The organism is Serratia sp. D1N4, assembly GCF_054552755.1.
Genome location: NZ_CM137274.1, coordinates 4,789,941 through 4,802,705 on the forward strand (window position 1 = coordinate 4,789,941; position 12,765 = coordinate 4,802,705).

At 54.8% G+C, this 12,765-nt stretch carries 12 protein-coding genes; 10 read left to right on the forward strand and 2 right to left on the reverse strand.

Annotation, left to right across the window (positions count from 1 at the left end; translation table 11 throughout):
* Positions 1-39 precede the first annotated feature (39 nt).
* The gene (gene mreB, locus ACX1CU_RS21450; protein ID WP_021180765.1) at positions 40-1,083 is read right to left on the reverse strand and encodes a rod shape-determining protein MreB; all 1,044 of its coding nucleotides are present in this window, start codon (positions 1,081-1,083) and stop codon (positions 40-42) included.
* Between the two features lie 321 nt (positions 1,084-1,404).
* Positions 1,405-3,336: an RNase E specificity factor CsrD gene (gene csrD, locus ACX1CU_RS21455; RefSeq protein WP_459400237.1), complete on the reverse strand. Its 1,932-nt coding sequence runs from the start codon at positions 3,334-3,336 to the stop codon at positions 1,405-1,407.
* Between the two features lie 296 nt (positions 3,337-3,632).
* Between csrD and acuI the strand changes: the two genes are divergently transcribed.
* From acuI to ACX1CU_RS21505, 10 genes are all read left to right on the forward strand, one after another.
* Positions 3,633-4,610 carry an acrylyl-CoA reductase (NADPH) gene (gene acuI / locus ACX1CU_RS21460; RefSeq protein ID WP_459400238.1) on the forward strand — a complete coding sequence of 326 codons (978 nt, stop codon included), beginning with the start codon at positions 3,633-3,635 and terminating at the stop codon, positions 4,608-4,610.
* A 139-nt stretch (positions 4,611-4,749) separates the two neighbouring features.
* Positions 4,750-5,751 (forward strand): protein-methionine-sulfoxide reductase catalytic subunit MsrP, encoded by a 1,002-nt coding sequence (gene msrP / locus ACX1CU_RS21465; protein ID WP_459400239.1) that lies wholly within the window; start codon positions 4,750-4,752, stop codon positions 5,749-5,751.
* Positions 5,752-6,375 carry a protein-methionine-sulfoxide reductase heme-binding subunit MsrQ gene (gene msrQ / locus ACX1CU_RS21470; protein WP_459400240.1) on the forward strand — a complete coding sequence of 208 codons (624 nt, stop codon included), beginning with the start codon at positions 5,752-5,754 and terminating at the stop codon, positions 6,373-6,375.
* A 261-nt stretch (positions 6,376-6,636) separates the two neighbouring features.
* Positions 6,637-7,089 carry a type II 3-dehydroquinate dehydratase gene (aroQ, locus tag ACX1CU_RS21475; RefSeq protein ID WP_459400241.1) on the forward strand — a complete coding sequence of 151 codons (453 nt, stop codon included), beginning with the start codon at positions 6,637-6,639 and terminating at the stop codon, positions 7,087-7,089.
* 32 nt (positions 7,090-7,121) lie between these two features.
* Entirely contained in the window at positions 7,122-7,583 is a 462-nt protein-coding gene (gene accB / locus ACX1CU_RS21480; protein ID WP_459400242.1) for an acetyl-CoA carboxylase biotin carboxyl carrier protein, read from the forward strand.
* Positions 7,584-7,594: 11 nt separating this feature from the next.
* Complete coding sequence (gene accC, locus ACX1CU_RS21485) at positions 7,595-8,944, forward strand: acetyl-CoA carboxylase biotin carboxylase subunit (protein ID WP_459400243.1); 1,350 nt, start codon at positions 7,595-7,597, stop codon at positions 8,942-8,944.
* A gap of 151 nt (positions 8,945-9,095) precedes the next feature.
* On the forward strand, positions 9,096-9,338 hold the full coding sequence (locus ACX1CU_RS21490; protein ID WP_459400244.1) for a YhdT family protein: 243 nt from the start codon (positions 9,096-9,098) through the stop codon (positions 9,336-9,338).
* Positions 9,328-10,773, forward strand: coding sequence for a sodium/pantothenate symporter (gene panF / locus ACX1CU_RS21495; protein ID WP_459400245.1), 1,446 nt, complete (start codon positions 9,328-9,330; stop codon positions 10,771-10,773). The genes ACX1CU_RS21490 and panF overlap by 11 nt, the downstream gene beginning before the upstream one ends.
* Before the next feature lie 11 nt (positions 10,774-10,784).
* Positions 10,785-11,666 carry a 50S ribosomal protein L11 methyltransferase gene (gene prmA, locus ACX1CU_RS21500; protein WP_459400246.1) on the forward strand — a complete coding sequence of 294 codons (882 nt, stop codon included), beginning with the start codon at positions 10,785-10,787 and terminating at the stop codon, positions 11,664-11,666.
* A gap of 184 nt (positions 11,667-11,850) precedes the next feature.
* The gene (locus ACX1CU_RS21505; protein WP_459400247.1) at positions 11,851-12,588 is read left to right on the forward strand and encodes a carbonic anhydrase; all 738 of its coding nucleotides are present in this window, start codon (positions 11,851-11,853) and stop codon (positions 12,586-12,588) included.
* Positions 12,589-12,765: the final 177 nt, after the last annotated feature.

Genomic DNA, 12,765 nt, shown 5'->3' on the forward strand with positions numbered 1-12,765 from the left:
CTACCGTTATCCGATACGATCCCACCAATCTGGGGCTGACTATTCTTCGCTGAACAAATCGCCGCCATGCATGTCGATCATTTCCAACGCCTTGCCACCACCGCGTGCCACACAGGTCAGCGGATCTTCTGCAACCACTACAGGGATACCGGTTTCTTCCATCAGCAGGCGATCCAGGTTACGCAACAGCGCACCACCACCGGTCAACACCATACCGCGCTCGGAGATGTCAGAAGCCAGTTCTGGCGGGCACTGTTCCAGCGCGACCATGACCGCGCTGACGATACCGGTCAACGGCTCCTGCAAGGCTTCAAGGATTTCATTGGAGTTCATGGTGAAGCCACGCGGCACACCTTCGGCCAGGTTACGGCCACGAACTTCAATTTCGCGCACTTCATCATCCGGATAGGCTGAACCGATACCGTGTTTGATACGTTCTGCGGTGGCTTCACCGATCAGTGAACCGTAGTTACGGCGCACATAATTAATGATGGCTTCGTCGAAACGATCGCCGCCGATACGCACAGAAGAGGAGTACACCACGCCGTTCAGCGAGATCACTGCAACTTCAGTGGTGCCGCCACCGATATCAACCACCATGGAACCGGTTGCTTCCGATACCGGCAAGCCAGCACCGATAGCCGCAGCCATAGGTTCTTCAATCAGGAACACTTCGCGCGCGCCTGCACCCTGAGCGGACTCACGGATCGCACGGCGTTCAACCTGAGTTGCCCCAACGGGAACGCAAACCAGCACACGCGGACTTGGGCGCATGAAGCTGTTGCTGTGAACCTGTTTGATAAAATGCTGCAACATTTTTTCAGTCACAAAGAAGTCGGCAATAACGCCGTCTTTCATCGGACGAATAGCGGCGATATTGCCAGGCGTACGCCCCAGCATCTGTTTGGCGTCATGACCCACGGCCGCAACGCTCTTGGGTGAACCGGCACGATCCTGGCGAATGGCAACCACCGACGGTTCATTCAATACAATGCCTTGTCCTTTAACATAAATCAGGGTATTGGCGGTACCCAAGTCGATGGACAAGTCATTAGAAAACATGCCACGAAATTTCTTAAACATAACGAAAGGATAATCCTGCAAGCTGGGGGCGGAAAATAAAATCCGCCTACTTTACCAACCACACGAAGCAGCGACAAGGCGCAAAAATGTTCTGCTTCGGTGAAAAATAGTCTGTGTTGTTTCTGACCGAATGCACGGAAAACGAATGGAGGCTGAAATCCCTCAATAAAGGCTCAGTTCCCCACCAAATCAACGTACCAGGCGGCGTAACACAGCTCATAAAATCTAACATTTTTCCTGATTGTCATCGGTGGTAAGCACCTATTGACGCCCACAGGAAAAGACGGACCATTCTACGTCAATTTTTGCCCGGTCATCAGGTTAAACACGATAACGACGCGAATATTTTTTACGACTGACATCGATCGGCTCAGGCGAGGCAAAAAAGTCGCCCTGTCCGCCAAGAATTCCACACTCTTTCAGCGTCTGCCATTCATTGCGCGTACGCACGCCCACGGCGAAAACCTGCGTATGAGTTCCTTCACAGGCTCCGGTCAGGCTCTGAGTAAACAACTGGTTCTCATCCCGTCGGTCAATACTCCTCACCAAACCTGGGTGAAGCTTGACGATCTCCACCGGTAAAGACTTGATATAAGAGGTACTTACCACGGTTAACCCTGCCTGAGAAACCACCAAACGGCAGCCCAAACCCGAGAACAAGCGTAACACCGGACGCAAACGGTCGATATGTTGACACACTTCTGCCTCAGCAAGTTCAATCAGAATTCGTCGGCGAGAACTTTTTTCACACTGTAGCAGCATATCACGCACCCAACGCTGAAAACTGCGCTGTAATAATGAATCGACACACAGCGGAAATGCCAGCGTCTCTTCAGGCCAAAGGGCCAATAACGGAATTATCCGACTCACATGCTGGCGATCATAGCTTTCTGCCAGCCCGAACTGTTTGATCAGGGGCAAATACTCGGCGGGCAACAATGTCTGCACGCCGTCGTGGATCCGGCTCATCACCTTACGGTGATGCACTTCGCCTTCCACCGTGATCACCGGTTGCAAATAAAGGCGCGGCCCACCGCGAGCCAATACCTGTTCGAGCAAAGTGCGCCATTTGACATTACCGCGTCCCTTCTCTGGCACATCAATGTCGTAGATATACCAACTGTTTTCCCCCTGAAGCGCGGCATTACGGGTGGCTTGCTCGGCGTTATCAATAATTTGCTCGGTGGTTTGCCCGCTACGATAGGCAACAATACCAATATGCAGGAAGGCCTCACGATCGATCAGCGTCGTGGAAGGTAATGAATCAATAGCGTTAATCAACTGCGCGGCAATGCCGTCTGCTTCTTTCAAGGTACGGTGCGGCAGCAATACGGTGAAGTCACTGTGAAAATAACGGGCCAGCAAAGCGTCGGGATAGCGCATGACAAACGTCGATAGCAGGTTCACCAGCGAGTACATCAGCTCCTGTACCGCTGCGTTACCGTGAATTTCACGCAGCGTATCGAAATCAGGCAGGCGCACCATCATGACGATGCCGTGTGCTCCCCCTTCTTCCAACTGCGTCGTCAGCTGATTATCAAAAAACAGACGGTTGTTGAGGCCGGTTTTCGCATCCTGTGCGGCAAAGGCGCGGATCAGGGTATCGACACGGTTGCGCTCCTCACGCGCCTCGGCCAGATCCGCCAGCAGACGGTCGATCGCACCACTGACGTTGGCGGGCCACTCGCGCACATCCCCCTTGAGCACTTCTTCACGTTCACCATTGAGAATACGCCGAGCACGGCGCTCAAGACGCTCTTCACCATCGGCCTGTTCGCGGAGCCAGCGCAGGCTGAACAACAGGATGATCACCATGACGACGATCGATAAGGTGACCGCCGCCGTAGATTGCAACGATCGCACGTCACTGGCGAAAGGATCGCGATAGGTGATATTCAGCATGGTTCCGGGATGATGCATCATCACCAGCGAAGTCTGCCGATAACCATTGAGCGATTCCCACGGCATTCTTACCCTTGGCAGGCGATAGGAAAGAAGATTGTTTTTCCCGGCATCCACGCTGATGGCAATGATACCGAGTGGCCGCATAACCAGCGGCAACCAGTGATCCTGTGCCTTAGGAGCCTCATGCAGCATCGCCTGATCGAGAGAAGTCGCCAATGCATCGAAACGGCGCTCAAGACGCTCTTGAGTCACGTAAAAGAAACTGTAAGAGCACCCCATCAGCATGAGAAACATAGCCAAGGCAACGAGCAGGGTGATCAATGCAGAGAGTTTAGTGGTAAATCTCATCCCCGAGCCTTGTCCGCAATAGTTAAAAGAAAATCATCCTTTAATAGATAAAGGCCCTGTTCATGAACGAATTAAGCACAACGTAATAGCCTGATTTTTAAAAAATTAAGAAAGCGTTTTTTTTCCTTAGCCAGCATCAGCTTACCCTTACCAACCTATCAAGCATAGCTGATGAAGAAAACTATTAAGCACCATTTTTTTGTCCTTTATCAGGACACTTATTTTTATTATGCATATAGTCAAACCAAACCGATTTAAACATTCATATAAAATATGAAACCAAGGGGAAGAGTGACATGCGAGCATTGTTATTGGAACAACAAGACGATCAAACCCTGGCGCAGGTCAAAGATATCGACAGTAGTCGGTTGCCTGAGGGCGATGTGACGGTCGACGTCAACTGGTCCAGCCTTAACTATAAGGATGCACTGGCGATCACCGGCAAAGGCAAGATTATTCGCAACTTCCCGATGGTACCCGGCATTGACTTTGCTGGCCGGGTGCAGAGCAGTAAAGACCCACGATTTAAAGCAGGCCAGAGCGTGGTGCTCACCGGCTGGGGAGTCGGCGAAAACCACTGGGGCGGCTTGGCCGAACAGGCTCGTGTCTGCGGCGAATGGCTGGTTCCCTTGCCAGCAGGGCTGAATGAACGTAAAGCGATGATCCTCGGCACTGCGGGTTTTACCGCCATGCTTTGCGTGATGGCGCTGGAAGAAGGTGGGGTAAAACCCGCAGACGGCGATATTCTGGTGACCGGTGCCAGCGGCGGCGTGGGCAGCACCGCCATCGCTCTGCTGGCGGCGCTGGGCTACCGCGTGACGGCAATCAGCGGCCGCAACAGCAATACCGACTATCTGAAATCGCTCGGCGCTAAAGAAGTATTACCCCGCAGCGATTATCTCGAAACACCACGCCCGTTGGAAAAACAGCTGTGGGCTGGAGCCATCGATACGGTGGGCGACAAACTGCTGGCCCGCGTTCTGGCCCAGATGAATTACAACGGCACGGTGGCCGCTTGCGGTCTGGCGGGTGGCTACCAGTTACCCACCACGGTAATGCCTTTTATTCTGCGCAACGTGCGCCTACAGGGGATTGATTCGGTACACACGCCCTTCCCGCGCCGTCAGGCAGCTTGGGAACGCTTGGCCAGCATTCTGCCAGACAGCTTCTATGAGCAAGCAACGCAGGAGATCCCGCTCGAAGAGGTGCCTGCCGCTGCCGCTGCGCTGATGAACAATCAAGTCACCGGCCGTACGCTGGTGAAGATCCGCTGAAATAACAGATACCGGTTCCCTCTTCCATCGGGAGAGGGAAAGTCCCCTTAAGCCTTGTGCCATCCATTTTTACCTCCCACCTCTCGCATTACGTTGGCTTTCACGCCATGCTAAGACCGTAACCTGCGGAGAACAAATAATGAACAAACAACGAAAACTCACCGAAGCCGATGTCACGCCGGAGAGCGTGTTCTATCAGCGGCGCAAAGTGCTCCAGGCATTGGGCATTACCGCCGCGTCTCTGGCTTTACCCACCCCTGCGCAAGCCGATTTACTGTCATGGTTCAAAGGTAACGACCGGCCCAAAGCCCCGCCGGGCAAAGCGCTGGAGTTCAGCAAACCGGAGATCTGGCAGGCTGCTCTGCCGCTGACGCCGGAAGAAAAAGTCACCGGCTACAATAACTTCTACGAATTTGGTCTGGATAAAGCAGATCCGGCGGCTAACGCTGGCGCTCTGAAAACCGAAGGCTGGAAGGTGCAGATCGACGGTGAGGTCGGCAAACCGATCACACTGGATATCGACGATCTGATGAAGCGTTTCCCGCTCGAACAGCGTATTTATCGCATGCGCTGCGTGGAAGCCTGGTCAATGGTGGTGCCCTGGATCGGCTTTGAGCTGGGTAAACTGCTTAAACTGGCGGAGCCCAACAGCAACGCACGCTATGTGGCCTTCAAGACGTTGTACGATCCCGAGCAGATGCCCGGCCAGAAAGATCGCTTTATCGGCGGTGGTCTGGAATACCCCTATGTGGAAGGGCTGCGGCTCGACGAAGCCATGCATCCGCTGGCCCTGCTGACCGTTGGCGTGTATGGCAAAGCATTGCCACCGCAGAATGGAGCCCCATTGCGGCTGATCACTCCGTGGAAATATGGCTTCAAAGGGATCAAGTCGATCGTGCAGATCAGCCTGACCCGCGAACAGCCACCGACCACCTGGAATCTGTCGGCCCCCAATGAATACGGCTTTTACGCCAACGTGAACCCGCATGTCGATCATCCGCGCTGGTCGCAGGCCACCGAGCGTTTCATCGGCTCCGGCGGCATTCTGGACGTTCAGCGCCAGCCGACGCTGCTGTTCAATGGCTATGCCGATCAGGTTGCCTCGCTATATCGTGGCCTGGATTTACGGGAGAACTTCTGAGTGAGATTAACCCCAACGCATATCCGCTGGCTGAAAGTAGTGATCACTCTGGCGGCTTTTCTGCCGTTCCTGTGGCTGATTCTGGCGGTCGATCAGGGCTGGTTTAGCGCAGATCCGGCCAAAGATATTCAGCACTTTACCGGCAGAATGGCGCTGAAGTTACTGCTGGTGACCTTATGTGTCACGCCTCTCGCCCGCTACGCGCGCCAGCCGATGCTGATCCGCTGCCGCCGTATGCTGGGTTTGTGGTGTTTTGCCTGGGCCACTTTACACTTAATCAGCTATTCGACGCTGGAACTGGGGTTGAGCAATATCAGCCTGCTGGGGCGCGAGCTGGTTACCCGCCCGTATCTGACGCTCGGTATCGTCAGTTGGCTGCTGCTGTTGGCGCTGGCCGCCACCTCAACGCTTTGGGCACAGCGCAAACTGGGCTCAAAATGGCAAAAGTTGCACAACTTCGTCTATCTGATCGTTATTCTGGTCCCAATTCACTATCTATGGTCGGTAAAAACCTTTTCGCCGCAGCCCTTTATTTACGCTGTTCTGGCACTGCTGTTACTGGCCCTGCGTTACAAGAAATTCCGGCGGGGTGGCAGTAAATCCAGCCGCAACGGGGCCGATTGACGGCGAAAATCAGCGCTTTCGGCACGGAACTTTTCTGTGTTCTATCCCTCATAATCCGATAATGAGGTTATCTGTTTGTCAATTCAGGGTTGAATATCTTCGCTGATAAGACCAGTATTTAGCTGCGAATTGCTACGATATCGTTATAATGCCCGCCCTTGCACCTGCTGACTGCGTGAAATCGTCACCTGGCAGGTGACAAATCGGTGACATCGGGTTATTTTCTTCAATGATGGTTTTATTGCCGGAGATACCAGCACAATGGCGGATAAGTTTCACATTTTGCTCTTGAACGGCCCCAATCTGAATCTGCTGGGGACGCGTGAGCCGGAGAAGTACGGCAGCACGACGTTAACCGAGATTGTTAGCGGGTTGGAAAACCAGGCGCTCGCGCTAAATACTACCCTGAGCCATCTGCAATCTAACGCCGAACATGCGCTAATCGATCGCATTCATCAGGCGCGCGGTAATACGGATTTTATTCTGATTAACCCTGCCGCGTTCACGCATACCAGCGTGGCGCTGCGCGATGCGCTGTTGGCGGTGCAGATCCCGTTTATCGAGATCCATCTGTCCAACGTGCATGCCCGCGAGCCTTTCCGCCATCACTCTTACCTTTCTGATATTGCGGTAGGCGTGATTTGCGGTCTCGGCGCAGATGGCTACACATTTGCTTTACAGGCAGCGGTTCGCCGCTTGTCAAAATCCAACTAATTGCTACGCAAAAAAGAGTCGGAATCACACTCATGGATATTCGTAAAATCAAGAAACTGATCGAACTGGTTGAAGAGTCAGGCATTTCTGAACTGGAAATCTCTGAAGGCGAAGAGTCAGTTCGCATCAGCCGCGCCGCACCGGTGCAGGCTTACCCGATGATGCAGCAGTACGCGATGCCAGCCCAGCAGCAACCCGCTCTGGCTACTGCCGTTGCACCAGCTGCCGCAGAAACCCCTGCTGCACCTGCGGCCGTGAGTGGCCACATCGTTCGTTCCCCGATGGTCGGTACTTTCTACCGCACACCAAGCCCGGATGCGAAATCCTTCGTGGAAGTGGGCCAGAAAGTGAACGCCGGCGACACCCTGTGCATCGTTGAAGCAATGAAAATGATGAACCAAATCGAAGCCGACAAATCAGGCGTGGTGAAAGCCATCCTGGTAGAAAACGGCCAGCCGGTTGAATATGACGAGCCATTGGTCGTCATCGAATAACGAGGCGCATCATGCTTGATAAAATTGTTATCGCCAACCGTGGCGAGATTGCGCTTCGTATTCTGCGTGCCTGTAAAGAGCTGGGCATCAAGACCGTGGCTGTTCACTCTGCCGCCGATCGCGATCTGAAACACGTACTGCTGGCCGACGAGACCGTGTGTATCGGTCCTGCGCCTTCGGTTAAAAGCTATCTGAACATCCCGGCCATCATCTCTGCGGCTGAAATCACCGGCGCAGTGGCGATCCACCCGGGCTACGGCTTCCTGTCCGAGAACGCCGATTTTGCTGAGCAGGTTGAACGCTCCGGCTTTATCTTCATCGGCCCGCGTGCTGAAACCATCCGCCTGATGGGTGACAAGGTTTCGGCTATCAGCGCGATGAAAAAAGCCGGTGTGCCTTGCGTACCGGGCTCCGACGGCCCGCTGACCGACGACATGGATAAAAACCGTGCCTTCGCCAAGCGCATCGGTTATCCGGTGATCATCAAGGCTTCTGGCGGCGGCGGTGGCCGTGGCATGCGCGTTGTGCGCAGCGACAAAGATCTTGAGCAATCCATTTCCATGACCAAAGCGGAAGCCAAAGCGGCTTTCAGCAACGACATGGTTTATATGGAAAAATACCTGGAAAACCCGCGCCACATCGAAATTCAGGTGTTGGCAGACGGCCAGGGCAATGCCATCTATCTGGCGGAACGTGACTGCTCGATGCAGCGCCGCCACCAGAAAGTGGTTGAAGAAGCGCCAGCGCCAGGGATCACCCCGGAACTGCGCCGTTACATCGGCGAGCGCTGCTCGAAAGCCTGTGTGGAGATCGGCTACCGCGGTGCGGGTACCTTTGAGTTCCTGTACGAAAACGGCGAGTTCTATTTCATCGAAATGAACACCCGTATTCAGGTAGAGCACCCGGTAACGGAAATGATCACCGGCGTGGATCTGATCAAAGAGCAGTTGCGTATCGCTGCCGGTCAGCCGCTGTCGATCAAACAGGATGAAGTGAAGATCCACGGCCACGCGGTGGAATGCCGCATCAACGCCGAAGATCCGAACACCTTCCTGCCGAGCCCAGGCAAGATCACCCGTTTCCATGCGCCAGGCGGTTTCGGTGTGCGTTGGGAATCTCATATTTACGCCGGTTATACCGTACCGCCGTACTATGACTCCATGATCGGCAAACTGATCACCTACGGTGAAAATCGTGATGTGGCGATTGCCCGCATGAAGAACGCACTGGCTGAGCTGATCATCGATGGCATCAAAACCAACGTTGAACTGCAGCAAAAGATCATGAACGACGAAAACTTCCAGCACGGTGGCACCAACATCCACTATCTGGAGAAGAAGCTGGGTCTGCAAGAGACCTAAGCCCACAGGTTGTACATTGTCTGACCAAGGCCGATGATTCATCGGCCTTTTTCTTTGTGGCAGCCGCCAACTTAACGCTGGGCAAATGCCGATCTTGTCGTAAAATCCCCTCCTTTGCCAATCCATCACCGTAAACCCCCTGGAGGCACGGATGGAACAACGCTTTGTTCAAGCTCATCGCGAAGCGCGCTGGGCGCTAGGTCTGACGCTGCTGTATCTGCTGGCCTGGTCATTGGCGGCCTACCTGCCGGATAACACCACGGGCATCACCGGCCTGCCGCATTGGTTCGAAATGGCGTGCCTGTTGGTACCACTGCTGTTTATCGGCCTGTGCTGGCTGATGGTGCGCTGCGTCTTCCGCGACATTCCCCTGGAGGATAGCGATGCAAATTGAAGTGATCCTGCCGCTGATTGCCTACCTGCTGCTGGTGTTCGGCCTGTCGATCTATGCCTACAGCCGCCGCCAGACCGGCAACTTCCTCAGCGAATATTTCCTCGGCAACCGCTCCATGGGCGGCTTTGTGCTGGCAATGACGCTCACCGCCACCTATATCAGCGCCAGTTCGTTTATCGGCGGGCCCGGCGCTGCCTATAAATATGGCCTCGGTTGGGTGCTGCTGGCGATGATCCAACTGCCCGCCGTATGGCTTTCGCTCGGCGTTTTGGGCAAGAAGTTCGCCATTCTGGCGCGGCGCTACAATGCCATCACCCTGAACGACATGCTGTTCGCCCGCTACCAAAGCCGCCTGTTGGTATGGCTGGCCAGCCTCAGCCTGCTGGTGGCCTTTTTGGGGGCCATGACGGTGCAATTTATCGGTGGGGCGCGCCTGTTGGAAACCGCAGCGGGCATCCCTTACGATACCGGCCTGCTGATTTTTGGCATCAGCATTGCGCTGTACACCGCGTTCGGCGGGTTCCGCGCCAGCGTGCTCAACGATGCCATGCAAGGACTGGTGATGCTGCTCGGTACCGTGTTGCTGCTGGTGGCGGTGATCCACGCAGCGGGCGGCTTGCACAGCGCGGTAGATAAACTGCAACAGATCGATCCGGCCTTGGTAACGCCGCAAGGGGGCGAACAGATCCTCAGCCTGCCGTTTATGGCTTCGTTTTGGATCCTGGTGTGTTTTGGCGTGATTGGCCTGCCGCACACCGCCGTGCGCTGCATTTCCTACAAAGACAGCAAAGCGGTGCATCGCGGGATTATCCTCGGCACCATCGTGGTAGCGGTTCTAATGTTCGGCATGCACCTGGCTGGAGCCTTGGGGCGTGCGGTGTTGCCGGACCTGAAGATCCCCGATCAGGTGATCCCGACGCTGATGATCACCGTGCTGCCGCCTTACGCCGCCGGGATCTTCCTGGCTGCACCGATGGCGGCGATCATGTCGACCATCAATGCCCAGTTACTGCAATCCTCCGCCACCATCATCAAAGATCTCTATCTGGGCGTGCGGCCACAGCAGATGCACAACGAGAAGATGATCAAACGCTTCTCCAGCCTGACCACGCTGCTCCTTGGGCTGCTGGTGTTGCTGGCCGCCTGGCGGCCACCGGAAATGATTATCTGGCTGAACCTGCTGGCCTTCGGCGGCCTGGAGGCCGTGTTCCTGTGGCCGCTGGTGCTGGGCCTATACTGGGAGCGCGCCAACGCGCAGGGAGCGCTTAGCTCAATGGTCACAGGTGCGTTATGCTATACGCTATTGGCCAGTTTCAAGCTGCAACTGGCAGGGCTGCACCCGATTGTGCCTGCGCTGCTGCTCAGCCTGTCGGCGTTTTATATCGGTAACCTGTGCGGCGAAAAGCGTCGGCTGGCGTCATCCTTACCCTCTTGAAGAGAATTGTTATGCCTTGGATCCAACTAAAACTGAACACCACCGGCAAACTGGCAGAAGACCTGAGCGATGCGCTGGTTGAAAGCGGCGCCGTGTCGGTGACCTTTCAGGACACCCACGATAATCCGGTGTTTGAACCTTTGCCGGGCGAAACCCTGCTGTGGGGCGATACCGATGTGATCGGCCTGTACGATGCCGAAACCGATATGGCCGACGTGGTCGCCATGCTGGAGCAGCATCCGCTGCTGGGCGCCGGTTTCCGCCACAAAATCGAGCAGTTGGAGGATAAAGACTGGGAACGTGAATGGATGGATAACTTCCACCCGATGCGTTTCGGCGAGCGGCTGTGGATCTGCCCAAGCTGGCGCGACGTGCCGGACCCAGCGGCGGTTAACGTGATGCTCGATCCAGGCCTGGCGTTCGGCACCGGCACTCACCCTACCACGGCGCTGTGCCTGCAATGGCTCGATGGCCTGGATCTCGCGGGCAAAACCATCATCGACTTCGGCTGTGGCTCCGGCATTCTGGCGATTGCCGCACTGAAACTCGGTGCGGTACGCGCCATTGGCATTGATATCGATCCCCAAGCCATTCAGGCCAGCCGCGACAATGCGCAGCGTAACGGCGTTTCTGAACGCTTGGATCTGTATCTGCCAAAAGACCAACCGGCCGATCTGCTGGCGGATGTCGTGGTCGCCAACATTCTGGCAGGCCCGCTGCGTGAACTGGCTCCGCTCATCGGTTGCCTGCCAAAAGCCGGTGGCTATCTCGGCCTTTCCGGCGTTCTGGCCACGCAGGCCCATAGCGTTGCGGATGCTTACGCGGATAAATTCAATCTCGATCCGGTTGCCGAACGCGAAGAGTGGTGCCGTATTACCGGCCAACGCAAATAGTTACATTTTTCCTTACCGCTAAAAACCACCTGAAATTTAATCACTTCCGGTGGTTTTGTTTATTTTGGTCATAAAACGCTGGTTTATACTGATAAATCGCGAGCGTATTCTCCTGCGCAAGCGATGACAACCCGCGCGTTGTCCGCCGAGGGTTATTCAGATTTTTGTTTTGAAAGGATTGAAAATGAAAAGAAAATTATTGTTGGCCGCCATGCTGGCAGCCAGTTTCTCAATCGGTGCAGCCGAACAGCATCAGCACTGGAGTTATGAAGGTCAGGAAGATCCGGCACACTGGGGTAAACTCTCACCTGATTTCTCACTGTGTGAAACCGGTAAGAACCAGTCACCGGTCAATATCCAGGGTGCATTGAAGACGCATCATGGCAAGCTTGAGCTGGCTTTCAAGCCGGGTAAGCAGCAAATCATCAATAACGGCCACACCATTCAGGTAAACGTCAGCGAAGGCAATACCCTGCGCTTGGATAACGATACCTTTACGTTGCAGCAGTTCCACTTCCACGCACCGAGTGAGAACGAGATCGACGGCAAGCAATTCCCACTGGAAGCGCACTTCGTCTTTAAAGACAAAGACGGTGCTCTGGCGGTACTGGCGCTGATGTTCCAAGAAGGCAAAGCCAACCCGCAACTGGCACAGGCTTGGCAGCAGATGCCAGCTCAGGTTGATCAGACCGCGGTATTGGCCAAACCGGTGGATATCAAGGCGCTGTTGCCTAAAGAGTTCAACTTCTACCGCTTCAGTGGTTCGCTAACCACGCCGCCTTGCTCTGAAGGTGTGACCTGGATGGTGCTGGATCATCCTGTAAGCGCTTCTGCCGAGCAGATCGGTCAATTCCGTTCAGTTGTCCACCATGCCAACAATCGTCCGGTACAGCCGCTGAATGGCCGCGTTATCGTCGATTAATATCTAAGGCATGCTCACCGCTGCCCCCTCTGGGGAGGCGGTGGGCCGCTAAAACGATTCAGTCATAGATTTCCGATAGGAATCTTTAACGCTTTATCAAAGTATTACCCTGATAATTCTGCTGTACACCTGATGTTGCATGCTTAAATTCGCACCGTTTAAAGATAAAATCCTGTT